26 protein-coding genes and 1 tRNA gene are annotated in these 24,698 nt (G+C 66.5%); 13 read left to right on the plus strand and 14 right to left on the minus strand.

Going from position 1 to position 24,698, the window contains the following annotated elements:
• Positions 1–284: 284 nt before the first annotated feature.
• The gene (locus J4O76_RS01515; protein ID WP_426279865.1) at positions 285–1,298 is read right to left on the minus strand and encodes a zinc-binding alcohol dehydrogenase family protein; all 1,014 of its coding nucleotides are present in this window, start codon (positions 1,296–1,298) and stop codon (positions 285–287) included.
• Positions 1,299–1,450: 152 nt separating this feature from the next.
• Here J4O76_RS01515 and J4O76_RS01520 point away from each other — a divergent pair, with 152 nt between their 5' ends.
• From J4O76_RS01520 to J4O76_RS01530, 3 genes are all read left to right on the plus strand, one after another.
• Entirely contained in the window at positions 1,451–2,662 is a 1,212-nt protein-coding gene (locus tag J4O76_RS01520; RefSeq protein ID WP_426279866.1) for a toxic anion resistance protein, read from the plus strand.
• 5 nt (positions 2,663–2,667) lie between these two features.
• A complete protein-coding gene (locus tag J4O76_RS01525) occupies positions 2,668–3,375 on the plus strand; it encodes a hypothetical protein (RefSeq protein ID WP_426279867.1) in 708 nt (235 codons plus the stop codon).
• 405 nt (positions 3,376–3,780) lie between these two features.
• Positions 3,781–4,914: a hypothetical protein gene (locus tag J4O76_RS01530; protein ID WP_426279868.1), complete on the plus strand. Its 1,134-nt coding sequence runs from the start codon at positions 3,781–3,783 to the stop codon at positions 4,912–4,914.
• 6 nt (positions 4,915–4,920) lie between these two features.
• Here the strand turns inward: J4O76_RS01530 and J4O76_RS01535 are convergent, their stop codons facing one another.
• The 3 genes from J4O76_RS01535 to ubiA are packed head-to-tail and all read right to left on the minus strand — an operon-like array spanning position 4,921 to position 8,026.
• The gene (locus J4O76_RS01535; protein WP_426279869.1) at positions 4,921–5,685 is read right to left on the minus strand and encodes a 3'(2'),5'-bisphosphate nucleotidase CysQ; all 765 of its coding nucleotides are present in this window, start codon (positions 5,683–5,685) and stop codon (positions 4,921–4,923) included.
• Positions 5,686–5,728: 43 nt separating this feature from the next.
• Positions 5,729–7,075 carry a TldD/PmbA family protein gene (locus J4O76_RS01540; RefSeq protein WP_426279870.1) on the minus strand — a complete coding sequence of 449 codons (1,347 nt, stop codon included), beginning with the start codon at positions 7,073–7,075 and terminating at the stop codon, positions 5,729–5,731.
• Positions 7,076–7,084: 9 nt separating this feature from the next.
• Positions 7,085–8,026 carry a 4-hydroxybenzoate octaprenyltransferase gene (ubiA, locus tag J4O76_RS01545; protein ID WP_426279871.1) on the minus strand — a complete coding sequence of 314 codons (942 nt, stop codon included), beginning with the start codon at positions 8,024–8,026 and terminating at the stop codon, positions 7,085–7,087.
• 82 nt (positions 8,027–8,108) lie between these two features.
• On the opposite strand from ubiA, the gene J4O76_RS01550 reads away from it, so the two are divergent.
• The 3 genes from J4O76_RS01550 to J4O76_RS01560 all read left to right on the plus strand — a co-directional run bounded on the left by J4O76_RS01550 (position 8,109) and on the right by J4O76_RS01560 (position 10,796).
• On the plus strand, positions 8,109–8,270 hold the full coding sequence (locus tag J4O76_RS01550; RefSeq protein WP_426279872.1) for a hypothetical protein: 162 nt from the start codon (positions 8,109–8,111) through the stop codon (positions 8,268–8,270).
• 329 nt (positions 8,271–8,599) lie between these two features.
• Positions 8,600–9,349 (plus strand): 16S rRNA (uracil(1498)-N(3))-methyltransferase, encoded by a 750-nt coding sequence (locus J4O76_RS01555; protein WP_426279873.1) that lies wholly within the window; start codon positions 8,600–8,602, stop codon positions 9,347–9,349.
• 73 nt (positions 9,350–9,422) lie between these two features.
• Positions 9,423–10,796, plus strand: a complete 1,374-nt coding sequence (locus tag J4O76_RS01560) for a glutamate--cysteine ligase (RefSeq protein WP_426279874.1) — start codon at positions 9,423–9,425, stop codon at positions 10,794–10,796.
• A gap of 108 nt (positions 10,797–10,904) precedes the next feature.
• Here the strand turns inward: J4O76_RS01560 and J4O76_RS01565 are convergent, their stop codons facing one another.
• The 3 genes from J4O76_RS01565 to J4O76_RS01575 form a co-directional block, all read right to left on the minus strand.
• Positions 10,905–12,179, minus strand: a complete 1,275-nt coding sequence (locus J4O76_RS01565; protein ID WP_426279875.1) for a methyltransferase family protein — start codon at positions 12,177–12,179, stop codon at positions 10,905–10,907.
• Positions 12,180–12,407: 228 nt separating this feature from the next.
• A complete protein-coding gene (locus tag J4O76_RS01570) occupies positions 12,408–12,668 on the minus strand; it encodes a hypothetical protein (RefSeq protein WP_426279876.1) in 261 nt (86 codons plus the stop codon).
• A gap of 97 nt (positions 12,669–12,765) precedes the next feature.
• Positions 12,766–13,515, minus strand: coding sequence for an RMD1 family protein (locus tag J4O76_RS01575; protein ID WP_235524791.1), 750 nt, complete (start codon positions 13,513–13,515; stop codon positions 12,766–12,768).
• 272 nt (positions 13,516–13,787) lie between these two features.
• Here J4O76_RS01575 and J4O76_RS01580 point away from each other — a divergent pair, with 272 nt between their 5' ends.
• The 3 genes from J4O76_RS01580 to J4O76_RS01590 all read left to right on the plus strand — a co-directional run bounded on the left by J4O76_RS01580 (position 13,788) and on the right by J4O76_RS01590 (position 16,019).
• Positions 13,788–14,477, plus strand: a complete 690-nt coding sequence (locus tag J4O76_RS01580; RefSeq protein ID WP_426279877.1) for a DUF2490 domain-containing protein — start codon at positions 13,788–13,790, stop codon at positions 14,475–14,477.
• A gap of 131 nt (positions 14,478–14,608) precedes the next feature.
• Entirely contained in the window at positions 14,609–15,706 is a 1,098-nt protein-coding gene (locus J4O76_RS01585) for an alpha/beta fold hydrolase (protein ID WP_426279878.1), read from the plus strand.
• Between the two features lie 94 nt (positions 15,707–15,800).
• Positions 15,801–16,019, plus strand: coding sequence for a hypothetical protein (locus J4O76_RS01590; RefSeq protein WP_426279879.1), 219 nt, complete (start codon positions 15,801–15,803; stop codon positions 16,017–16,019).
• A 103-nt stretch (positions 16,020–16,122) separates the two neighbouring features.
• Here J4O76_RS01590 and J4O76_RS01595 read toward each other — a convergent pair whose 3' ends face one another.
• Both J4O76_RS01595 and J4O76_RS01600 read right to left on the minus strand, forming a co-directional pair.
• Positions 16,123–16,626, minus strand: coding sequence for a TIGR02594 family protein (locus J4O76_RS01595; protein ID WP_426279880.1), 504 nt, complete (start codon positions 16,624–16,626; stop codon positions 16,123–16,125).
• A gap of 61 nt (positions 16,627–16,687) precedes the next feature.
• Complete coding sequence (locus J4O76_RS01600) at positions 16,688–17,248, minus strand: GDSL-type esterase/lipase family protein (RefSeq protein ID WP_426279881.1); 561 nt, start codon at positions 17,246–17,248, stop codon at positions 16,688–16,690.
• Positions 17,249–17,395: 147 nt separating this feature from the next.
• On the opposite strand from J4O76_RS01600, the gene J4O76_RS01605 reads away from it, so the two are divergent.
• Positions 17,396–17,884, plus strand: a complete 489-nt coding sequence (locus J4O76_RS01605; protein WP_426279882.1) for a metallophosphoesterase family protein — start codon at positions 17,396–17,398, stop codon at positions 17,882–17,884.
• 55 nt (positions 17,885–17,939) lie between these two features.
• Here the strand turns inward: J4O76_RS01605 and J4O76_RS01610 are convergent, their stop codons facing one another.
• Positions 17,940–18,827 carry a LysR substrate-binding domain-containing protein gene (locus J4O76_RS01610; RefSeq protein ID WP_426279883.1) on the minus strand — a complete coding sequence of 296 codons (888 nt, stop codon included), beginning with the start codon at positions 18,825–18,827 and terminating at the stop codon, positions 17,940–17,942.
• A 95-nt stretch (positions 18,828–18,922) separates the two neighbouring features.
• On the opposite strand from J4O76_RS01610, the gene J4O76_RS01615 reads away from it, so the two are divergent.
• Positions 18,923–20,026 (plus strand): aldo/keto reductase, encoded by a 1,104-nt coding sequence (locus J4O76_RS01615; RefSeq protein ID WP_426279884.1) that lies wholly within the window; start codon positions 18,923–18,925, stop codon positions 20,024–20,026.
• A gap of 127 nt (positions 20,027–20,153) precedes the next feature.
• Positions 20,154–21,095 (plus strand): NAD(P)/FAD-dependent oxidoreductase, encoded by a 942-nt coding sequence (locus tag J4O76_RS01620; protein WP_426279885.1) that lies wholly within the window; start codon positions 20,154–20,156, stop codon positions 21,093–21,095.
• Positions 21,096–21,362: 267 nt separating this feature from the next.
• On the opposite strand, the gene J4O76_RS01625 is transcribed toward J4O76_RS01620, so the two are convergent.
• Positions 21,363–21,453, minus strand: a tRNA-Ser gene (locus J4O76_RS01625).
• A gap of 88 nt (positions 21,454–21,541) precedes the next feature.
• Here J4O76_RS01625 and J4O76_RS01630 point away from each other — a divergent pair.
• Complete coding sequence (locus tag J4O76_RS01630; RefSeq protein WP_426279886.1) at positions 21,542–22,399, plus strand: peptidylprolyl isomerase; 858 nt, start codon at positions 21,542–21,544, stop codon at positions 22,397–22,399.
• Here the strand turns inward: J4O76_RS01630 and J4O76_RS01635 are convergent.
• From J4O76_RS01635 to J4O76_RS01645, 3 genes are read right to left on the minus strand one after another with little or no spacing between them, the layout of a single operon-like run.
• Positions 22,396–23,250, minus strand: a complete 855-nt coding sequence (locus tag J4O76_RS01635) for a pirin family protein (RefSeq protein ID WP_426279887.1) — start codon at positions 23,248–23,250, stop codon at positions 22,396–22,398. The genes J4O76_RS01630 and J4O76_RS01635 overlap by 4 nt on opposite strands.
• Position 23,251: 1 nt before the next feature.
• On the minus strand, positions 23,252–23,824 hold the full coding sequence (locus J4O76_RS01640; RefSeq protein WP_426279888.1) for an NADPH-dependent FMN reductase: 573 nt from the start codon (positions 23,822–23,824) through the stop codon (positions 23,252–23,254).
• A gap of 10 nt (positions 23,825–23,834) precedes the next feature.
• A complete protein-coding gene (locus J4O76_RS01645) occupies positions 23,835–24,629 on the minus strand; it encodes a DODA-type extradiol aromatic ring-opening family dioxygenase (protein ID WP_426279889.1) in 795 nt (264 codons plus the stop codon).
• Positions 24,630–24,698 lie beyond the last annotated feature (69 nt).

Below are 24,698 nucleotides of genomic sequence, written 5' to 3' on the forward strand. Positions count from 1 at the left end.
CTCCCCCGCCAGGGGGAGGTGTCGCCGAAGGTGACGGAGGGGGAGGACACGGAACAAAGGTTGGGGCGCGCCTCCCCCTCCGTCAGGCAAGAGCCTGCCACCTCCCCCTTGCGGGGGAGGATCGTTAGGTGGCGGCGACCTGCAACGCCCCACCCTCCATTCTATCCACCCCGGCGGAGGCCGGGGCCCAGTTGGGAAGGTGGCAATAACAGCGTACCGCGACCCGTCAGCAACGTCCTCCAACTGGGCCCCGGCCTTCGCCGGGGTGGTGGCGTTCCTCGAACTTAGAACCCCTCCAGCACGATCTTCCCCTTGGCCGTGTGACTCTCGATCCGCTCGTGCGCCTTGCGCAAATTCGCCGCGTCGATTTTCCCGAAATTCTCCGCGAGCGTCGTCCGGATCGTCCCCGCATCCACCAGCCGCGCGACCTCGTCGAGCAACTTGCCCTGCTCGCCCATGTCCGCGGTCTGGAACAGCGAGCGCGTGTACATCAGCTCCCAGTGCACCGAGATCGACTTCTGCTTCAGCGGCACGATGTCGAGCGTCTTCGGATCGTCGATCAACGCCAGCCGGCCCTGCGGCGCCAGCAGTTCGCCGATCTCGGCGATGTGTTCGTCGGTATGCGTGGTCGAGAACACGAACCCCGGCGCGCCGAGCCCGAGCGCCTCGACCTGCGCCGCGAGCGGCTTGCGGTGATCGATCACGTGATGCGCGCCGAGATCCTCGACCCAGCCGCGCGTCTCGTCGCGCGACGCGGTGGCGATCACGGTCAGATCGGTGAGCTGCCGCGCGAGCTGGATCGTGATCGAGCCGACCCCGCCTGCCCCGCCGATGATCAGGATCGCGTTCGCCGCGCCGGGGACGGGCTTCCGCACGTCGAGCCGGTCGAATAGCGTCTCCCACGCGGTGACCGAGGTCAGCGGCAGCGCCGCCGCCTGCGCCCAGTCGAGCGACTGCGGCTTGTGGCCGACGATGCGTTCGTCGACGAGATGATATTCGGAATTGGTACCGGGCCGATCGATCGCACCTGCGTAGAACACTTCGTCGCCGACCTTGAACCCGGTCACGTCCGCGCCGACCGCGACGACGACGCCCGATGCGTCCCAGCCCAGCACCTGCGACTTGCCGTCGGGATCTTCGCGACGCTGGCGGATCTTGGTATCGACCGGGTTGACCGACACTGCCTTCACCTCGACCAGCAGGTCGCGGCCAATAGCCTCAGGCTTGGGAAGATCGAGGGCGACGAGCGACTGCGGATCGTCGATCGGGAGCGACTTGGTATAGCCGATGGCGCGCATGCTGGAACTCCTGTGATGGCGCGACCAAGCTGTCCACGCGGCCGCCCGGTTTCAAGGAGAACTGTTGGCAAGCCTCGGTGTATTATCTATATACGCCACTTGAATGCGGGGCGGGTTGCAGCCACGATGCCCCACCGAACGGAGACACGAGCATGGCGACGACCCCGAACACGCTGACGGAAGAGCCGGGCCTGGTGCTGACCCCGCCCGATCCGGTGCCCACGGTCGCGGCCGCGAAGGCGTCCGGGCTGGTGCCCGTCGATGCCGGCGTGAAGTCGCAGCTGGAGGAGCGCGTGTCGGGCTTCGTCACCGATCTCGTCGCGCAGGACGTCAACTCGCCCGAATTCGGCAAGCGCGTCGATGCGATCACCGCGATGGGCGCGAAGGAAATCCGCGACGCCGCCGGCCAGTCGAACCGCTTCCTCGATCGCCCGGTGAAGGCGATGGATCAGGAGACCGGGGTCGGCAAGGATCTGGCCGAGCTGCGCCGCGTCGTCGAGGATCTCGATCCCGGCAAGAAGGGCAACCTCACCGCGCCGCAAAAGCTGTTCGGGATCATCCCGTTCGGTGGCAAGATGCGCAATTATTTCGACGGCTACAAATCGTCGCAGACACACATCGCGCAGATCCTGAAGAGCCTCAGCTCGGGCAAGGACGAGCTGCTGATGGACAATGCCGCGATCGATACCGAGCGCGCGAATTTGTGGGCGGCGATGGGCCGGCTCGAGCAGATGATCCACCTGTCGAAGACGATGGACGCCAAGCTTGAGGACGTTGCCAACGATCTCGACCACACCGATCCGGCCAAGGCGAAGGCGATCCGCGAGACGGCGCTGTTCTACACGCGCCAGCGCACGCAGGACTTACTGACGCAGATGGCGGTGACCGTGCAGGGCTATCTCGCGCTCGATCTGGTCAAGAAGAACAATGTCGAGCTGGTGAAGGGCGTCGATCGCGCCTCGACCACGACCGTCTCCGCGCTGCGCACCGCGGTGACGGTGGCGCAGGCGCTGACCAACCAGAAGCTGGTGCTGGAGCAGATCACCGCGCTCAACACGACGACCGCGAACATCATCGACTCGACCGGCAAACTGCTCAAATCGCAGACCGCGCAGATCCATGAGCAGGCGGCGTCGGCGACGATCCCTCTGGAAACGCTGCAACGCGCGTTCCAGAACATCTACGACACGATGGACGCGATCGATGTGTTCAAGCTGAAGGCGCTCGATTCGATGAAGGTGACGGTTGGCGCGCTGTCGAACGAGGTCGACAAGTCGCGTGGCTACATTGCGCGGGCTGAAGGCGCGACGCAGGGGCAGTTGGGCGGACCGTCCGCCAGCCCGTTCAAGCTGGAGGCGATGTAACCCTCGTGAGCGAAGTCGACGACGCCATCGCCAGCGCCCGCGCCTCCTGGTCGCGCATTTCCGACGACCGGACGGGCACCGTCATCGCACGCTCGCCATCGCGGGGGCGGGCAAGGCAGACTCAGGCGATCGGCAAGCGACTGACCCGGATCGCGGTCGCCGACGTCTCGATCCTGATCGCGGCGATGGTGATCGGCTGGATCGTGCCGCTCGGGATCGGCGGCGCGATGCTGGTGATGGCGCTGCTGGTCGCCGCCACGGTATTGTTCGCGGTCTGGCCGGCGGAACGCGCACCCACGCCCGAGCGGCTCGCGGCGGTCGACATCCGCGCGCTCCCCGCGCAGACCGAACGCTGGCTCGAAGCGCAACGCCCCGCCCTCCCCGCGCCGGCGATGACCCTGGTCGACCGGATCGGCCTGCGTCTCGAAACGCTGACCCCGCAGCTCGCGACGCTCGACGCGAACACGCAGGAAGCGGTCGACGTCCGGAAACTGATCGGCGAACAGCTCCCCGCCTTCGTCAAGGATTACGAGAAGGTGCCGGCGTCGCTCCGCACCACCCCGCGTAACGGCCGCTCGCCCGACGCCGAGCTGGTCGACGGGTTGAAGCTGATCGAGCAGGAGATCGGCGAAATGACCGCTCGCCTCGCGCAGAGCGACCTCGACAATTTGTCGACCCGCGGCCGATTCCTGGAGATGAAGTACAAGGATTGAGGCGGTGAAGCGCACCCGGCTCAGCGTCTGCCGCCGAAAGGCACGCTTTGTCTTAGAGGTCGACGCGCTGGCAGTGGCGGATACCGGACGCGTACCGCTCAGAGCCTATCGGTGCGACCGCTGCCTGCAATTCCACCTGACCAGCCGCACGAAGGGCAAGCGCGTGCTCAGGTAGCTGGCATTTCGCCGATCGGCCGGTGTTTCAATGAGAAGCGCTCGTCTGGCTTTCAGCGACCTCGACAATCTCGCGACGCGCACGTTTCTGAAATAAGATCGAATACGAGAAAAATGGCGCGCAGTAGCGCAAGCGCGTGCCACGAACTGTAATCAGACCCGATGAATTTAGACTTTGATCGTTGATCCGAATCATGCACGATGTCGCCTGATAGATCCGGAGGCTGGACCATGATCGGGTTGCTTTTCGTGCTGGCGATGCAGGCTGCTACACCCGACATCATCGTGTCGGGCAAACGTCTGGACGAAGCATACCAGGCCTGCGTCGAACAAGGTTGCCCGCCGCTTCGCGATGCGCAGGTCTCGATCGCGTTTGCCGAACAGCAATTCCGCCAAGGCGCCTATCAGCGGGCCAGGCGGACGCTCGCTGCCGCGGTTGCGCGCAACAAGCAGAATGCCGCGATCGCACCAAAGCCGGTCGCGGCGCTATATGAAGCCTATGCGACGGTGTCGCTGCACGACGGCGAAATGGATGTCTTCAAGAAAGCGGTAGGTGGCCAAGTTCGCACGCTGCGCGAGAATTTACCGCGCGACGATCCCGCGGTGACTGCCGCCGCGTTCGCCACCGGCGACATGTGGCTGGCACTGCGCGACGGACGCACGGCCGAGCTTTCCTATCGCGCGGTCGAACGGCAGGCGCTTGCCGACGGCAACGCGACGTTGGCGATGCTGGCGACATTGCGTCGCGCCGAACTGGCCAACGCGCGGAACGATCCCGCCGGGGCCGCACGCCTTCTCGCCGAAGCCGAGGCAAGACCCGCCGCGACCGACCCCGCGCTTCGATCGGTGTCGCGGGTGGTCCGCTTGCGACTGGCAGCGCAACGTGCCGATGATGGTCAAGTCGACCGGTTGGTGCGGGAGATCGGCCACGACACGACGACCCGACCGGTGCTGATCTGGGGCCCTCCCTATGAACCAACGGCAGAGGCGGCGGCACGGGACGCGGCCGCCAAATTCGACCTCAGGAACCCGGTGTCGGCCAGATCGTCCGATGTGGGCTCGATCCAGTGGGTCGATATCGGGTTCTGGATCAAGCCCGATGGCAAGACGGACGATGCCGAGATCCTGCGCGGATCGCGGTCGACGGGGTGGGCGGGGTATCTGGTCAAGCAGGTATCCGCGCGCCGCTATACGGGTACGGACGGAGCGGCGGGCGCGCGGGGCGTCTACAGGGTCGAGCGGTTCTCGCTGCGCGGCACGTATCAAACGCCTACCGGGAGTCTAATCAATAGACGGGCCGGCCCCGGCGAACTGGAGGTGCTCGACCTGACGCTACCGGATACGACGATAACGGCAAGTCGCTGACCGGCACTAGCCGTTGATCGCGCGGGCTCGGTCCGCCAGGCGCTGGACTGCCGATGCATGTATTCCCGGCGTCGAGACAAGTACGCCGAACGCCTGCGGGCGCGGCTTGTTAAAGATTAGCGGCGCACCAAGTGCATCGGTCACTACCGCCCCCGCTTCGCTCGCGACGAGTATTGCGGCGGCGATGTCCCATTCGTTGCCCCAGCGGAGGGTGGCAACGAGGTCGGCTTCGTCGGCGGCTACCATGGCTATGCGCAGGGCGATCGAGTTGGGTTTGTGGACCATGACGAGGTCTCGGTCGGCTTTGGGGAGGGCGTCCACCGGGGTGCGGCTGCCGGGGAAGTCGGTGCGGTTACCGGCTTTCAGCGGGATGCCGTTGCGCGTGGCGCCCTGCCCTGCGACCGCGTGCCAGCGTTCGTCGCGGGACGGCGCTTCGAGGATGCCGATCACCGGCTTGCCACGGTCGACCAGCGCGACCGAGACGCACCAGCCGGGACGTGCGCGGATATAGTCGCGCGTTCCGTCGATCGGGTCGACGACCCAGAGCAGGTCGTGGGCCAGGCGGTCGGCGTTGTCGGCGGTTTCCTCAGAGAGCCAGCCGGCTTCGGGGAGAAGGGTCGACAGCCGCGCCTTGAGCATCCGGTCGATCGCGATGTCGAGTTCGCAGACCGGGCTGCCGGGAGTCTTTTCCCAGCGCTGGAAGTCGGTGTCGAAGCGGTCGAGCGCCATCGCGCCAGCCTCTGCGGCGACACTCGCTACCGCGTCCGCCATAGCGCGCAGCCATGCCGGCGACCTCTCCGGCCCTCGATACCGGTCAGCCACTCGCCACCGTCATGCCCTCCACGCGGAGCGTCGGCACATTGACGCCGTAGCGGAATTCGAGGTCGTTGGCGGGGGTCATCGCGAGGAACATGTCCTTGACGTTGCCGGCGATCGTGAACTCGGCGACCGGCGTGGTGATCTGGCCGTTCTCGATGCGGAAGCCGGCGGCGCCACGGCTGTAATCGCCGGTCACGCCGTTCGCGCCGCCGCCCATCAGTTCGGTGACGTAGACGCCCGATACGATGTCGGCGATGAGCGTTTCAAGCGGCACATGGCCGGGCTCCATGAAGACGTTGCTCGTCGACACGCCAGGCCCGCCGCCGACACCGCGCGCGGCGTGGCCGGTGGGTTCGAGGCCGAGCTGGCGCGCCGAGGCGGAGTCGAGCAACCAGCGTTCGAGCATGCCGTCCTCGATGATGTCGCTCGGGGAGACGGGCAAGCCTTCGCCGTCGAATGGGCGCGAGCGCAGGCCGTGCGGGCGGTGCGGATCGTCGCGGATGGTGATGCCGTGCGCGAACACCTGGCTGCCAAGCGAATCGAGTAGGAAGCTGGTCTTCCGCGTGATCGCCTGGCCGGAGATCGCGCCGAGCATGTGGCCGACGAGCGATCCGCCGACGCGGCGGTCGTAGACGATCGTCGTAGCGCCGCTGACGACGCGACCGGGGTTGAGGCGCGCGACGGCTTGTTCGCCGGCGCGGCGGCCGATCGCTTCGGGGGATTCGAGATGCGCGCGGAGGCGGGCGCTGCTGTGCGCGTAATCGCGCTGCATGCCGCCGCCTTCGCCCGCGAGCACGCTGGCCGAGACGCCATAGCCGGTTGCGGCGTATGCGCCGGCGAAGCCGTGGCTGGTGGCGAGCGCCCAGACGCTGCGCGAGGCGCTGGCGCCGCCGCCTTCGCTGTTCGAGACACCGGGGACGGCGCGGGCGGCGTCTTCGGCTTCGAGCGCTGCGTCGCGGAGTTGCTCGGGGCTGGCTTCGCCGCCATCGTCGAGGCCTAGCATTGGGGTAATGCCGTGGAGCAGGCGATCGGCGGGGGCGAGGCCGGCCCAAGGATCTTCCGGTGCCTCGCGCGCCATCGCCACCGCGCGTTCGACCAGCGCATCCATCGCTACTGTCGACAGGTCGGAGGTGGAGACGCTCGCGGACCGCTGGCCGACGAACACGCGCAGGCCGAGGTCCTCGCTTTCGGAACGGCCGATATCCTCGAGCTTGCCGAGGCGGATCGACACGTCGAGCGCGGCGTCGGCGGCGAAGACCGCGTCGGCGGCGTCGGCGCCCGCCGCCCTCGCGCGCTGGACGATGTCGTGGGCGCGGTCGCGGGCTTGGTCTGGGGTCAGCATATCAGCGACTTAAGGATGCAGGCTCGTGCCGACAACCACGCAGGCTAGGAACATCAGCAGTCCGGCGAAACGGTTCGCGCGAAAGCGGGCCAGTGCTGCGGTGCCGGCGCCCTCATGCGTGTTCGGTTTGAGGGTACCGACCTGCCATGCAAGGTGGAGCGCAACGGGCACGAGCGCAGCAATCGCGAGCGGGTCGGGGCGGACTTGCCAGAAGGCTGCGGCCCATAACGCGACGGCGGCGGCGTAGAAGATGCCGACGCCGGCCTTGACGTGGCTGCCCATGCGGAGCGCAGAGGAGCGGATGCCGATCATCGCGTCGTCCTCGCGGTCCTGCAGCGCGTAGATCGTGTCGTAGCCGATCACCCACGCGATCGACCCGGCGTAGAGCAGCCACATCGGCGTATCCAGCGCGCCGGCGATGTCGCTCCAGCCGACCAGTAGCGCCCAGGAGAAGACGATGCCGAGCCACGCCTGCGGCCACCACGTGATGCGCTTCATGAACGGGTAGGCGGCGACGGGTGCGAGGCTGGCGAGCGCGACGATCGCCGCGAAGAAGGTGAGTTGCAGCAGGACGGCGAACCCGATCAGGCAGAGCGCGACGAGCCAGACCCAGGCGAGCTTGATCGAGACGAGGCCGCTCGGGATCGGTCGGGCGCGGGTGCGCGCGACCTGCGCGTCGAGGTCGCGGTCGACGATGTCGTTGAAGACGCACCCCGCGCCGCGCATCGCGATGCTGCCGAGCAGGAGCCAGAGGATCAGGTCCCAGCGCTTGACTGCGCCACCGGCGAGCGCGACGCCCCACGCGCCGGGCCAGAAGAGCAGCCACCAGCCGATTGGGCGATCGAAGCGGGCGAGCAGCGCGAGGCCGCGGAGGGTTGGCGGAAGGCGGCCGACTAAACCCCTGTGCTCGCTGTCGGGGACGATTTCAGCGTGGCTCGGCTTGGTCTGCATGATGGGGGCGTAGGAAGACGGGGTTTGGCGCGCAAGCCTTTGCCGGGTACCGGTGAGGCGTGACGCGTTCGGACCCTCCAGCATGATCGGCCTCTCGGTCGCGGTCGGCCGCTTCGTCGAGGCGTTGTTCTGGGGGATATTCCGGGTCGCAGGGGCGGTTGCAGGGGTGTTGATCCTTGGCGTTGTGGTCCTGGTTGTGACTTGGGTGATCGCGCGGAAAATGTGGGCGCGGCGGAAGCGGTGATCTGACTTGTCGCGTATGCCGGAAGCGCTAATCTTCTCCCCTCCCTGGAAGGGAGGGGTCTGGGGTGGGTCGGCTGCTTGGCGGACGTGCCGGCAGTTCCGAGCCAACCCACCCCCAGCCCCTCCCTTCCAGGGAGGGGAGCGAGAAGTGCCATCCTCCCCGGCACGGGGAGGGGGACCGTTCGCCGTCGGCGAAGGGTGGAGGGGGATCGCCGCGAGCGTAACGCTGACGGAAGTGCCAAATGCAAGCGCCTCTTGCGTGGAAGCCCCCCTCCACCAGCTTCGCTGGTCCCCCTCCCCGTGCCGGGGAGGATTTGCTAGAGGCGAGCTATGCCTGCAACCCCAGCCTGGCCGCCGCAATCCACGCCGCGCCTTTTCGTTGATACACCGCTTTCGGCTGGTCCGCTCCACGTCGACGGCCCCGCCGCGCACTACCTCGTCGGGGTGATGCGGATGAAAGTGGGCGATCCGGTGAAGCTGTTCGACGATCGGACCGGAGAGTGGCTCGGGGTGGCGTCGAGCGTCGGCAAGCGCGATCTGGTGCTCGACGTGACCGAGTTGCTGCGGCCGCGCGAGGACGTGCCCGATCTGTGGCTGTGTGCCGCCCCGCTCAAGAAGGGCCGGGTCGACTGGATGGCGGAGAAGGCGTGCGAGCTTGGCGTCGCGCGGCTGGTGCCGGTGGTCACGCGGCGGACGATCGTCGACAAGCCTAATACCGAACGCCTCCGTACTCAGATGATCGAGGCGGCCGAGCAATGTGGGCGCACCGCGCTGCCCGAAGTCGCCGAGCCGGTGAAGCTCGCCGCATTGCTGCGCGACTGGCCGGAGGACCGCGCGCTGTTCTTCGCGGACGAGACCGGCGGAGTGCCGGCGCTGGAAGCGATGCGGTCGCGGCCCGGTCCGGCGGCGATCCTGATCGGGCCCGAAGGCGGCTTCGATGCCGATGAACGCGAGGCGATTCGCGCGCATCCGAACGCGGTCGGCATCGGGTTGGGGCCGCGGATCCTTCGCGCCGAAACCGCGGCGGGGGCGGCCGTTGCCTTGTGGATGGCGGCGGCGGGAGATTGGCGCGACGAATGATCGATACGACATTGCTACCGATTGGTCCGGATACCCTCTAGCACCCTCGTTCATCGACGCGTAAGGCGCGGCGATGACGACGATTCCCGCTCCGAAAAAGACCAGCCCGACGATCGAGTCGCGCGACCAGTTGATCGCCAGCTTCGCGGGCGGCGAAAAGCCGAAGGACGCGTGGCGGATCGGCACCGAGCACGAGAAGTTCGTCTATGCGAACGGCGATCACCACGCGCCGTCCTATGACGAGCCGAGCGGCATCCGCGCGTTGCTCGGCGAACTGGAGCAATATGGCTGGAAGCCGGTCATGGAGGGCGGAAACGCGATCGCCATGTCGGGGCCCGACGGCAGCATCAGCCTGGAGCCCGCGGGCCAGTTCGAACTGTCCGGCGCGCCGCTCGACTCGTTGCACGAGACCTGCGCCGAGACCGGGCGCCATCTGGAGCAGGTGAAGGCCGCGGGCGAGAAGCTCGGCATCGGCTTTCTCGGGCTCGGCATGTGGCCGGACAAGACGCGCGCGGAACTGCCGACGATGCCGAAGGGGCGCTATGCGATCATGCTGCGGCACATGCCGCGCGTCGGCAGCATGGGGCTCGACATGATGCTGCGGACCTGCACGATCCAGGTGAACCTGGATTACGCGTCCGAGGCGGACATGGTGAAGAAATTCCGCGTCGGGCTGGCGCTTCAGCCGCTGGCTACCGCGCTGTTCGCGAACTCGCCGTTCACCGAAGGCAAGCCCAACGGCATGCTGTCGTATCGCAGCCATATCTGGTCGGACACCGATCCGCATCGCACCGGCATGCTGCCGTTCGTGTTCGAGGATGGCTTCGGGTACGAGCGCTACGCCGAGTACGCGCTCGATGTGCCGATGTACTTCGTCTACCGCGAGGGCAAGTACATCGATGCCGCCGGCCTCTCGTTCCGTGATTTCCTCAAGGGCGAATTGTCGGTGCTGCCGGGCGAGAAGCCGACGCTCGACGACTGGACCGACCATCTGTCGACCGCCTTCCCCGAGGTGCGGTTGAAGACGTTCCTTGAGATGCGTGGCGCGGATGGCGGGCCGTGGAACCGCATCTGCGCGCTGCCGGCGCTGTGGGTCGGGTTGCTGTACGATCAGGGTGCGCTCGATGCGGCGTGGGACCTGGTCAAGGACTGGACGATCGACGAGCGCCAGGCGTTGCGCGATGCGGTGCCGAGGCTCGCGCTGAACGCGCCGATCGCGGGTGGTGGCACGCTGCGTGATATCGCGGGCCAGGTGCTCGACATCGCGGGCGCCGGGTTGTCGGCGCGCGCGCGGTTCAATCGGGCTGGCGACAACGAGACCGGCTTCCTCGATCCGCTGCGGGAGATCGTGCGGAGCGGCAAGGTGCCCGCCGAAGTGCTGTTGGAGCGCTATAACGGCGCCTGGAACGGCGACGTGTCGAAGGTCTATGACGAAGCCAGCTTCTGATTGCTCCCCTCCCGTTTACGGGAGGGCGGGGGAGGGATTGGCCGCGGACGTCGCGCTAGAGGCATAGGTCAGCCCCTCCCCTAACCCCTCCCGCAAGCGGAAGGGGAATTAGCCGCGCAGCTTCGCGAACAACCGCGGCACCAGGCCGTTGCGCGACATCCAGTCGAAATAAACGCGGTAATCCGGGTCGAGCTTCAGATGCCGCTCCTCGGTTTTCGCGCGCCAATAATACACCCCGCTGACCGCCGCCATCAGCAGCGTCGCACGGGCCGCGTCGACCATGCTGCCGAGCGTCAGCACCGGGATCGTCGAGATCCACCAGAACAGGTTCTTCGACAGATACGCCGGATGCCGCGACACGGCATAGGGACCATGCGTCAGGATCCCCCGGTTGGTGAGGTTCGAGAAGCGAAAGCCGAACGCCATCGTCGCCCAGGCGTAGATCGCGGTCAGCCCGACCAGCACCGCGCCGATCAGCGCCAGCAGGATCGGATGCCCCTGAAACCAGTATGCCCAGTCCGACGTGCCCGGATGATAATCGAGCGGGCCACCCGTGGTCATCAGGATGAACGGCGGATAGCACATGAGCGCCGGCATCCAGGCCGCGGCGAACGGATTTGCGCTGCGGATATGCGAATCGAGCGGCCGGAACGTGAGCAGATAGCCGACCGTCGCGAATGCCACGTCGATCAGGAACATCAGCGTCACCAGCCAGCCCGACAGCGCGACCGGATCACGCAGCACCGACGCGACGTCGCCGCGGACGAAATTACCGAAGCCCGGCGGGACGATCGCCAGCATGAAGGCGAGGAAGAACGTCTTCACCCCCCATGCGCGCAGATGGCCGTAGATCGCCTCGCGGTCGACGCCGGCCTGCCCGGTCAACCACGCGCCGAGATGCCAGGCGCCGTCGCGCGGCTCGACGAGATAGCGGTCAATCCACAGCACATAGGGGATCGACGCGACGAACAGGATCGGTGCGGCATTGGTGAAGCACCACATCGCAAACGCGAAATTGCCTTCCCAGTAAAATCGCCCGGCACCGTAGATCACCGCGATCCCCGCCCAGGTCGCCCATAAGCCAGCCAGCTTGGTCAGACTGGTGTCGAGCGTCTCGCGCCACGGCCGGCCCGCTGACCAGTCGATCCCGGTACTGGGATTGCGATGAACCTTGTCGACCAGCAAAGACCAGACGATCATCGGCAACCCGCAGGCGACGACGTTGACGAGCGCCGAATATGGCCCGTCCATGCCGTAGTGTCGCGCGACCCCGATCCAGACAAGCACCCCGACGAGTCCCGACAGACCCGCGCCGTGACTGACCGCCGACTGCGGGCGAGGGTCGGTCTCGGCCGTACCGGCAAGCTGAGCGTCGTGATCCATAGCGGTGATCCGTAGCGCGGATTGGTAAGCAAGCCATGAAGCATGTTTGGCCGCCCAGTCAGAAGCAAGGTCATCCCCCTCGATTTAGGATGATCGGCAATGGCAGCATCGCATCCGAAATAACGCAGCGCGCGGGCAGGGCTGGGTGGGAAGAGAAACTCGCTCGGTGCTGAATATGAGGGGCAATCTGGACTCGGCGGCCTCCTGTGGATCACGAGCGCAGATGTTCTATTTCGGGACCTGAATGACCGCGAATTTAATCGCGGGCGTCCCGGCGGGCGTTACGTTGCGATCGAGGAGATCGCGATGTTTCAAAGACTTATCGGACGCGCCAAATGCATGATCGGCATACATCGTCGGTCTCGCAGACACACCATCTTCAAGGGTCGCGGCGCGGATACGAGCATCTGCCGCTACTGCAAGACGTCGATGCGGAGTACGCCGGCGGGCTGGGTCGTCGAACACTCGAACTGAGCCGATCGTCTGCATGCGAGGCGGGGCCGCAGGTTCTGTGGTACTCGTCGCGCTATCGCCCGCGAGGTGGTGCGATGAACGGACTAAAGCCCGGTCCGGCGGCGTGTCGTCGTCAGTGACGCCACAATTCGTAGATGTTGAGGATGACCTCGAACGCGATCAGCCCGATTACGGCAAGCTCGAGCCGTAACGAGCGCTTGTCCTGCACCAGGTCGAGCAGCCATTCGGCAGCGTCGCCGATCACCTCGAGCTTGCGTTCCATGGCGCGTGCGCGGTCGCCCAGTTCGAACTCGGCTTCGAGACGCCCGTAAAGCCGGTCGAGTTCGGGATGATCCCAGAGCAGGTCCGGCTTCTCGGAGATTTGCGCCCGGCCGACGACGCGGTGCTGCGCCGCGAGAACGTCACCGATGCTCTGCATGACGCGTCGGATCGGCATCACCGCACGACCGTGGATGCGCAGTTCGTTGATGAGCGGCTCCACGCGATCGAACGCTTCGGCAATACGGCCTTCATCCCGCGCGAGGACGACGCTCCGGGCGACGACGGTGGCCGTCAGCAACAAGCGTTCCCGCGACGCCTCCCTCAATCGTATGTGTCCGTCTGCGCTGACCGTTTCCTCGCGGTCCGCGGAAATCTCGATCCAGGCGGTTTCCGTTTCGGGCGTGGCCAGCGGATCGATGATGTGCTCGGACAGGGTTTCGATGAACCGACGCTCGGTTTCGACCGCCGCCCCGATCAGCACCAGGACACCGTAGCGAAAGACGAACGCGGCCCCGACCCCCGACAGGTTGAGGGTCTCGGGCTCCGCGAAGTCCTGCAAATTGCGGGTATCGATACGCGTACCCAGCAGAAGCGCTCGCACGTCGCCCCTGGCGGGTTCGCCAGGCAGGGGTGCACCCAGCACCTCCCTGATCCCGACGCTTATCGTTCGCAGCGATCCGCCTTCAACCATGTCGCGTCACAACCATGGGGCCGGCCTTATCAGTTTCAGACACATCTTCTCGCAACCGATTTAGCGGCTGCCGAGCTACACCGTAGCGTCACACGATTGTTGCCAGGCATGCAATCGATGAAAAGGACCGAGGCGACGCCAGTCCATTGCCTGCATCGGCAAAGCCGTGCCAACACCATGCAATGTCTCGCGCTCCATCCCTGGCGGTTTTGCCGCTGTTGCTGGTTGCCGCCCCCGCCTGGGCACAGCAACAGGATACGCAGGCGTGGGAGCAGCTCAACTTGGTCGTTCCCATCGCACCCAAATTGCGGGTGACGCTGGAGGAGATTGCGCGGACCAGCGACCGCCAGGACGGGATCTACACCACCGAATTCGGTGCGCTCCTCGGCTGGCAGTTGGCCAAGGGCGTCGAGCTTGGATTCGGCTACCGCCATGTCGGCTTTCACAGTCGCAACCTCGCGCCGGACGAGGACCGGCTCCGCCAGCAGATCGTGGTCACCAGCGGGCGCTTTGCCGGGCGATTGCGACTCGACGAACGCTTCAACCCCGACGGTAGCGAGATCGGCTTCCGGATCCGGCCGTTGCTGCGGTACAATTTGCCGCTCGGACCCAAGCGTTTGGCCTTGTTCGTCAGCCACGAGAGCTTTTTCCTGCCGAACAGTACGACCTGGGGCCAGCGCGCCGGGTATGAACGCATGCGCAACATCGTCGGGCTGGCTTTCCCGATCGGCGAGGCGGTGACGGCCGATGTCGGCTATCTCAACCAGTATCGGTTCGCGCGCGGTGGCGCACGCGCCCAGATGGACAATGCGCTGAACCTGCAGCTTACCTTGAACCTGGGGACACTTGGCGTGGCGGGCCTTCACGACTGAGGTCCTCGCGCTGGAATCCGGATCCCGACCTCGGGTTTGCCGCGTCATCATCGAAGCCCGGCCTCCGAACGTTCGCCCCTGTGTATCGGGACACCACTTGCGCGCGGTCCGCTTAGACGCAACGATAGGTCATGTCGTTCCTGCTCTCGCTCCTGCTTCTCCAGGCCGCCGTCCCCCAGACGCCGCCGCTTACGCCCGCGGTCAAGACCGCCCCGTCCACGTCGAAATGGCCGGCACGCGACGCGCAGTTCACGGTCCGCCGCTTTCGCTTCCGCTCGGGAGAGACTCTGCCGGAACTGCGCCTCAACTATACGACGCTGGGGCAGCCGCACCGGAATGCGCGGGGTGAAATCGACAATGCGGTGATGGTCCTGCACGGTACGGGTGGCACCGGCCGCCAGTTCCTCAGCCCGCAGTTCGCCGACGAACTCTACGGCCCGGGTCAGCCGCTGGACATCACGCGCTACTGGATCATCCTTCCCGACGGGATCGGACACGGCAAATCCTCCAAGCCGTCCGACGGGCTGCACATGCGGTTCCCGCACTATGATTATGACGACATGGTCGAGGCGCAGTACCGGCTGCTCCATGACGGCCTGGGCATCCGCCGCATGCGGCTGATCATGGGAACGTCGATGGGCTGCATGCACAGCCTGGTCTGGGGCGAGACGCACCCCGAGTTCGCCCGTGCGCTCATGCCGCTCGCCTGCGAACCTGTCGAGATCGCCGGGCTGAACCGCATGTGGCGCAAGCTCGCGATCGACGGGATCAAGGCCGATCCGGCCTGGGCGGGCGGCGAGTACCGGACGCCACCGGTACAGGGCCTGCGCACCGCCGCCAGCCTGCTGTTCGTCGCCGGTGGTGCGCCGCTATTCTTCCAGAAACAATATCCCGGGCGCGATGCCGCCGAGGCCTTTGCCGAGCAGCGGGTCGCGGCGTCGATCGACGGAACGGATGCCAATGACCTGGTGTATCAACTCGATGCCTCGCGGACCTATTCGCCCTGGTCGCGGCTGGAGGCGATCACCGCCCCGACGACCTGGATCAACTCGGCCGACGATTTCATCAACCCGCGCAATCTCGACTACCCACAACGCGCCGTTGCCCGCATGAAAAGCGCGCGATTCCGGATGATTCCGGAGAGCACCGACACGCGTGGCCACGGCACCCACACTGCAGCCAGGTTCTGGAAGCAGGACCTGGCCGACCTGCTGCAACGCACCGAATAGATGTCGGAGGACGCAGAGACAAAAATTGCGTAGTTCAGCCGTGCGTTATCGCCTGCGTGGCAATCGAGCCGTCAGACGCAAGATGGGAAATGACATGCGATTTGTTCAGATCGAGATCCTGCCGCAGGGCAAGGCGCTGGTAGATATCGACAAGCTGACCCACGCGGTACCCGAGGGCGATGGATCACGCCTGTTCCTGGGAGCGCAGCACATCGACGTGCCGCATTCACTCGCCGAACTCGAGAACGTCCTGGCCGGTCGCGAGCGAACCGACGATGGCGCAAACAGCACGGCGGGGTTCGGCATCCGGTAGGCTGACGCGACGGCGTACGCTGGTGCAGATTTGACCTGCCGGCGCGGTCGTCAGCGGTCGCATTACGACCAGGTGGTTGCGTGTCAGGCCGTCGCCCGACGCATCAGGCCTCGTCGGTGGAGATCGGCTTCCTTGCTGCCATCTGGACCGGCTTGCCGATGACGGGACGGCCAGATGGCCATCGTCGCGCGATACAGCGGTCCTTGGCGATCCGGGCTACGCTGACGGTATCGCCCTGGTTGCCGCCGAGGACGTGATACGCGGTCGCGTCTTCGCCGACATAGAACCCGACATGCCCACCCCCCGGACGCTCGAACACCAGCACCGCGCCGGGAGCCAACCGCTCCGGCCGCAGTGCCGAGCCCCATGTCGACCATGACGTTGCGCGCACCGCGATAGCGACCTGCTCGATACCGTCCTCCTGAAGACAATAGGCGACGAACACCCCACACCACGGGACGCTGTCGGCATTATAGACCATCCCGAGGATCTTCGTCCCCAGGCGCTTCGCCCAACCCAGGATCGTTGCGCTGTTGGCCGATCCGGCGGCTTCCTTCGTGCCCAGCTTCGCGCGCGCGGCTTTCAACCATTTGGGCTCCGTCACCATGACTCACTCGGCCTCATAGCTGAAATCCGGGAACGCCCGTGGTTGCGCTCGAACACGGGCACTACAGCATCCGCTTTACGGTCGGCAGGATCGCCGCGACCACCGCTGCGATCGCCGCGGCGTTGGGATGCACCCGATCCGCCAGTACCATAGCGGAATGTCCCAACACGCCGGGCGGAAAGAACGGCCAGACGGTCGCGCCATGCTCGGCAGCCAACCCCGCGTGGATGCCAAGATACGCCGCAGCGCGATCACGGATGAACGCCGGGGGATCGACGGTGGTCAGCAACACGGGGATGCCGCAGCTACCCAGGCTCAGCAGGATCTGCTCGAGGTTCGCCCGCGTACGCGCCACCGGGATCTGCCGCAGGACATCGTTCGGTCCCACCTGAAGGATCGCGAGTACGGGCCGCTGGTCGAGCGCGGACAGCAAGCGGGGCAGGCGCCGCAGCACGTCGGCAGTGGTATCGCCCGACACCCCGGCGTTCACCACGCGGGCGCCAGGATGTGCCGTCTGCAGCGATGCCTGCAACCGTGCGGGAAAACTATCGGCAGCCTGCAGGCCGTAACCGGCAATCAGGCTGTCACCTATTGCCAGGATCAAGGGTCGGTCGGTCGTCATGCGTTGCCGCGAGATAGTCCACGTTCGACGCATTGTAAGACGTTCGGGTAAGACGCCCGGGTCCGGCGTCACGCCGCTATCGCGCCGAACCTTTGACGCTGGTGCTCGTTCCTACGTGATGACAGACGAACGGACGTCGCGGCGCTCATGAGCGTATTCTTCACGGCCGACACGCATTTCGGCGACCATCGCACGATCAACATCTCGCGACGACCGTTTGCCAACACCGCCGAAATGGATGCGGCGATGGTCGAGCGCTGGAACGCCGTCGTCGGCCCCGATGACGTGGTGTGGCACCTGGGCGACGTGGCACGTCGCCCGACGGATGTCGCCGAACTGCTCGCCCGACTGAACGGGAGCAAGCACCTGCTGCGTGGCAATAACGATCCGGATGCGACGCTGGCGGCGCACGGATGGGCGAGCGTCGGCGACTATGCGGAAATCGAGCTGGATGGCCGACAGCTTGTCCTGTGCCATTATCCGTTCCGAAGCTGGAATGGGCAGCACCGCGGCGCGCTGAACCTGCATGGTCACAGCCATGGTCGGCTGAAACCGATGCCGCGCCAGTTCGACGTCGGCGTCGATGTTCACGACTTCGCGCCGGTCCTGCTCGACAGCCTGATTCAAGCGCGCTGATACACCTGCATTCGACTATCCGTCGCTCCGCGAGCCAACCTCGGCGTGCATGCAATCAAGCGCGCATAGCCGTTACGAAGGCCTGGAAGGCGGCGGTGGGTTGGCGTCGGCTGGGATAATAAAGATGGTTCGGTGCCAGCGTGGGTGCCCACCCGGCCAGCACCTCGACCAGCGTGCCGTCGGCCAGGTGCAGCGCGGCGTGCGGCAGCGGCAGGCAGGTTACGCCCAGCCCCGACACCGCGGCGTCGCGCATCACGTCGATGTCGTTGGTCGTGAAGTCGCCGCGGACCGATCGTTCCAACGTCCGGCCATCCCGTTCGAATTCCCAGCGGTGGACCACCCCGGACGACGTGTACCTGTAACACAGGCAACGATGCGCCGAGAGATCGTCGGGATCGACCGGTGCGGCACGCCCGGCGAGATAGGACGGTGCTGCAACGAAGACGAGCGGCACCGGCGCGCTGATCCGGACCGATATCATGTCGGCTTGCAAACTCTGCGCGTGGCGGACGCCGCAATCGAAGCGGTCGGCGACGATATCGACGAACCCGTCATCGACCATCAGTTCGACGGCGATGTCGGGATAGGCGCGCGCAAAGTCGGTCAGCCGCGGCAGGATGGCGTAGATGGCGGCAACCCGGTGCGCGCTGACGCGGATCCGCCCCGCCGGTCGTTCGCGGACATTGTCGAGATCGGCCAGCGCGCCCGCGACCGAGGCGATCGCCGGCCTCAACCGTGCCAGCAGTTCCTCGCCTGCGGGCGTCGGCGCCAGCGACCGGGTGGTGCGGTCGAGCAGTCGAACGCCCAGTTTCGTCTCGAGCGATCGCATCGCGTGGCTGAGCGCCGAGGCGGACAACCCAAGGCGCGTCGCCGCCCGTGCGAAACTGCCAGCCTCGACGATCGTCTCGAACACCGCGAGACCCGACCAGAGATCGCGATCCATTCGTGAACATCCTTCAGCAACCCATGCGCCCCAGACGACCTAATCCTCGGGCGGTCCGGCGTCCATCTGGAGGCGACACAGTGCAGGATGCCATCATGAACCTCGACACCTATCGTCCACTTGGCCGCTCCGGCCTGCTCGTCAGCCCGCTGGCGCTCGGCACGATGACCTTCGGCACGCCGCGCTGGGGGCTGGACGAGCGCGGCAGCCGCGCGGTGTTCGATCGCTACACCGATCTCGGCGGCAATTTCGTGGATACCGCCGACGTCTATGCGGGGGGCCGATCGGAAGAGATGGTCGGCGCGTTCGTCGCCGCGCAATCGTCGCGCGACCGGATCGTCATCGCGACGAAATCCGGGTTCGCTACCGGCCGCGGCTATCATGCGGGCGGCAATGGCGCGCGCCACGTAGTGGCCTCGGTCGAGGGTTCGCTCCGCCGGCTCAAGACGGACTTCATCGACCTGTACTGGGTGCATGTCTGGGACGGCGTCACCCCCGCCGAGGAATTGCTGCGGACGATGACCGCGCTCGTCGCAGCGGGCAAGGTCCGCTATTGGGGCATATCCAATACGCCAGCGTGGTATGTCGCCGAACTCGCCACCCTGGCCCGCGTCCAGGGTCATCCGGCGCCGATCGGCCTGCAATATTTCTACTCGCTGGTCGAACGCGGCGTCGAGGCCGAGCACCTGCCGCTCGCGCGGTCGGCGGGCATGGGCCTCGTTCCCTGGAGCCCCCTCGCCTATGGCTTGCTGACCGGCAAGTACGACCGCGCCACCGTCGAGGCGGGTCCGAAGCGGGCGGGAGGCGTCCCCAACCAGGCCGGGTCGGACGACACCGCGCGGCCCGCGGACGACAAGCGGCTCGACGGCGACAATCCGTTCGGCGACACGCTGTTCACCGAACGCAACTGGCAGATCCTCGAAACACTCAAGCGCATCGCAGGCGAGATCGGCGAAACGCCGGCACGCGTCGCGTTGTCCTGGGTGGTCGGGCAGCCGGGGGTCGCATCGACGTTGATGGGCGTGAGCCGGCCCGAACAGGTGACCGACAATGTCGCCGCACTCGGTCTTCGCCTGCCGCCGGAACACCGTGCCGCGCTCGATGCGGTGAGCGGCGGCAACCTGCCGTTTCTCTACGGCCTGTTCCAACCTGCCGTGCGCAACCAGGTCGTCTTCGGTGGGGGAGATGTCCGAAGCTGAAGCTTCATACTGGAGCCGGCAACCTGGTACGAAATCTGCGCTCGTTCGGCTCCAATCGACAATCCTCGCGTTTGAGAATGTCCGGTCCGCTGCACGCTGGGATGTTGCGCGCCGGCACGGGGGTATCATGCGGATTGGGATCATCGGCGCGGGGATGGCAGGCCTGTCTTGTACGCATGCACTACGCGACCAGGGTCATCACCCCGTCCTGTTCGACAAGGGTCGCGGGCCCGGTGGCAGGATGTCGACGCGCCGGATCGACACGCCGCTGGGCGAGGCCGCGTTCGATCACGGCGCGCAATATCTGACGGCGCGCGATCCGGCGTTCGTCGCGCAGGTCGATCGTTGGGCGCAGGCGGGCCACGTCGCGCGCTGGTCGCCTGCGGGGCCCGATGCCTGGGTCGGGACGCAGGCGATGAATGCGCCGGTCCGCGCGATGGCGGGCGACCTGGATGTTCGATGGAGCACGGTGATCGACAGCGTCTCGCATGACGGCGAATGGCGGATCGGCGACGAACGGTTCGATGCGGCGATCGTCGCGGTACCTGCCGAACAGGTCGCGCCCCTGATCGCGGCTCACGACGGTGCGCTCGCCGATGCGGCCCGCTCCGCGGTGTCCGATCCGTGCTGGACCGTCATGGCGGCGTTCGATGGTCCGGTGCCGCTCGAATACGACCGGGTGACGAATTTGGGAGCGATCGGGTCCGCCGTCCGCAACTCGGCCAAGCCCGGGCGGACCGGACCGGAGGCGTGGGTACTTCAGGCCAGTGCCGACTGGTCGCGCGCGCATCTCGAAGATACGCCGGACGTCGTCGAACAGGCATTGCTCGCAGCCTTCGCCGACCACATCGGTGCCGCGTCGCCTGCCATCATCGCGACCAGCGTCCATCGCTGGCGGTATGCGAAGACCAACGCGCTGGACCGTGGTGCGTTCTGGAACGCGGACATCCGGCTTGGCGCCTGCGGCGACTGGCTCCTCGGGCCGCGGATCGAGGCTGCTTGGCTATCCGGGCAGCGGCTTGCGGCACTCGTTGGTCCAACCGGATCAACTGCCGCTGAAGGAGACTGAGACCTACCTTGCGCTGTCGACGCGCGCCTTCGTGCCCCCGCTACGATCGCTTTCGTAATACCGGCACCAAGCTCGGCCGACGCTAAGTTTCTTATATCCGTCGACCGATACGCGCGACGCGCCGCTTTGTCCGATACTTGAAACACCGAGAGATCGGCCGCTCTTCGCCGAGGCCGCCAGTCCAGTAGCACCGTGGTCAGGGAGCCGGCCATTTGCGAGATCGTTTCTCGCAACGCATATCCGCGAATGACTCTGTCGGGAAACCAGTGGCGGAGCGGGTGGGATTCGAACCCACGATACGCTTTTGACGTATACTCACTTTCCAGGCGAGCGCCTTCGACCACTCGGCCACCGCTCCGCATTGCTCTGGAAGCGGGTCTGCTAGTGCGGGTTTCGCGCGCGCGCAAGCGATTGCGTGCGGGGACGGCCTCGGGCAGTCTGCGGGGATGTTGAATATCCTTCTCGCTGCCATGCTTGCGCAAGCCGTTCCGGCCGCCGCGACGCTCCCGTCCGATCCGGTTGCGGCGGACTGGGTTGCGGTGCCGGACGACGAGCTGGTGGTGTTCACGCTGGCGAATGGGCACCGGTTTACCGTGCGGCTCGCGCCTCGCTATGCGCCGGTGCACGTCGCGAACATACGCAAGTTGGCGCGTGCGCATTGGTGGGATGCTGGGACGAGCGTCTACCGGTTGCAGGACAATTACGTCGCGCAATGGGGTGATGCGACGGAGAAGAAACCGTTGGTCGCGGGCGTCGTCGCGAATCCACCGGCGGAATATTCGCATGCAGGACCGACGACGGTGGCGCGGCTGTCGCAGCGCGATCCTTATGCCGAATGGGCGGGGTATAGTCGCGACGGGTGGCCGCTGGCGGGCAATGGCGCGACCGAGTGGGTGCCGCATTGCTATGGCATGGTCGGCGTCGCGCGCGATCTGCCGCCAAGCACGGGGAGCGGCGCTGAGCTTTATACCGTCATCGGGCATTCGCCGCGGGCGCTGGACCGGAACATCGCGGTGGTCGGACGTGTGATCGACGGGGTCGAGTGGCTGTCGTCGCTGCCGCGCGGGACGGGAGATCTGGGGTTCTACAAGACCGAGGGGGAGCGTAGCCCGATCGTGTCCGCACGCCTCGCAAGCGAACTGCCCGCCGCTGAACGACCGCATTTCGAATATCGCGCAGCGGACAATCCGCGGTTCGTCGCGTGGATCGCCTCGCGCGAGAACCGGGCGGGGCCGTTCTTTACGGTGCCTGCCGGGGGCGCCGACATCTGTGCCGCGCTGCCCCCGGTGCGCAAAGCGCTCTAGCGAATGACGGGCGGCTTGCCGAACAGGCCCGCGTTATAGTCCTCGATCGCGCGGACGATCTCTTCGCGGGTGTTCATGACGAAGGGACCGTGGGAGACGACGGGTTCGCCGATCGGGTCGGCGTGGCCGTAGAGGATCGTGGCGGGGGCTTCGGTCGTGACGGTGATCGTGTCGCCCTCGTTGCCGAATGTGGCGAGGTGATGCGGCTTGATTGGCGTGCCGTTAGCCGTGGGGGCGCCGGCGACGACGTAAAAGAAGACCGCGCGGCCGGTTGGGGCTGGCAGGTCGACCCTGGCGCCGGCTTCGAGTTCGATCGTCATCATCGCGACGTCGGTCAGGGATTCGATCGGGCCGTGTCGTCCGGCGAACGTGCCGGAGATCAGGTTCACGGTGCCGCCATCGACCGGGATCGTGGGAATGTCCTCGCGCTGGAGGCCGGTATAGGCGGGCTTGGTCATCTTGAGGCGGCCGGGGAGATTGACCCAGAGTTGGAGGATCTCGAGCGGGCCGCCGTCGCGCTTGAACGAGGCGGGCGAGATTTCCGCGTGGATCAGGCCCGAGCCGGCGGTCATCCACTGGACGCCGCCCGCGCGGATGACGCTTTCGTGGCCGCCGCTGTCGAGATGCGCCATCTCGCCTTTCAGGATGAAGCTGACCGTCTCGAAGCCGCGATGTGGGTGCGGGCCGAACGGGAGGCCGGTGTTGCCGGGACGGTAGGTCTGGGGCCCGTGATGGTTGAGGAACAGGAACGGATCGACCTGCGGCAGGCCGGGGCCCGGTAGCGGGCGGCGGGTGACGAGATCGGCGATGTCGTCGCGCTGGGCGGGATATTGGTTGAGGATTTGGCGCATGTCAGGAGGCCTCGCGGTCTGCGGTGGTGGGCTGCGCTATGTCGGCGAGCAGATCGTCGATGCCGGCGACGAGGAAGTCGAGCGTGCGCTGGTCGGCCAGGCGACCGTCGGCGATCTTCTCGTGGACCGCGCCGACGACGGCTTGTGGGCGCAGGACGGTGCGGGCGCCGATCGACGCGAGCGTCTCGTTCAGTTGCGCGTGGGCGCGCGCGCCGCCGACGGCGCCGGGTGACGAGGTAAGCGTGAAGACAGGCTTGCCCGTGAGCGTCGCCTTGCCGTGCGGTCGCGAGGCCCAGTCGAGCGCGTTCTTCAGGACGCCGGACATGCCGTGATTGTATTCGGGGGAGGCGATGACGATCCCGTCGGCGGCGCCGATTGCCGCGCGCAGGGCTGCGACGGCGGCGGGGGGCGTGTCGGTGTCGGCGTCTTGGTCGTAAAGCGGGACGTCGTTCAGCGCGAAGACCGTCAGCGCGGCCTTGTCGGTGATCGCTTCGCCAAGCGTGGTCAGGATCGCGGTATTGTACGAGCCGCGGCGCAGGCTGCCGGAGATCGCGAGCAGGACGGGAAGAGCCATGGGAATTCCTTTAGTTGAAGCGGTAGCCGGAAATCGCGGTTTGCAGCACGCGCTCGTTGTAGACCTGCGCACCGGGCTGATCGGAGGCGCCGGCGGCGACCATCAGCGGGAGGAGATGCTCTTCGCGGGGGTGCGAGAGGCGGCCGGCGGGGGCTTCGGCCCAGCTGGCTAGCAATTCCGCCCGGGCGGTCGGTTCGGACTCGACCGCGGCGGTCAGCCATTGGTCGAAGGCTTCGGACGGCGCGGTGAAACGCGGGTCGCCGTAGCCGCGCATGTTGTGAAAGCTCATGCCCGAGCCGATGATCAGGACGCCTTCGTCGCGCAGCGGGGCGAGTGCGCGGCCGGCGGCGGCGTGGAGCGCCGGGTCGAGATCGCGGTCGACCGACATCTCGACGACCGGGATGTCGGCGCCGGGGAACGCGACCTTCATCGGGATGAAGACGCCGTGATCGAGGCCGCGGGTCGGGTCGACATTGGCGGTCAGGCCGGCGCCGCGGAGCAGGTCGGCGGCGCGAGTGGCCAAGACAGGATCGCCGGGCGCGTCATAGCGCAACTCGTAGGTATGCGCGGGGAAGCCGCCGTAATCGTAGATCAGCGGCGGCGTTACGGCGCCGCTGAACGCGAAGCCGCGCGTTTCCCAGTGGCCGGAGACGACGAGGATCGCCTTGGGCTTTTCGGGCAGCGAGGCGGCTATCGACCGGAGATACGCGGCCATGCCGGTCCAGTTCCCGGCGGGGTCGTCCATGAAGAAACAGGGCCCGCCGCCGTGCGGGATGAAGAGCGTGGGCTGGCGGGTGTGTGTCATAGTCTCGAGGTAGGCGGCGGTCGCGGCGATCGGAAGGTCGGGAATGGCAACGCTGCGTTGCCGGTGGGC

Origin of the sequence: Sphingomonas sp. NFX23, from assembly GCF_049887795.1 — a bacterium.
GTDB lineage: Bacteria > Pseudomonadota > Alphaproteobacteria > Sphingomonadales > Sphingomonadaceae > Sphingomonas.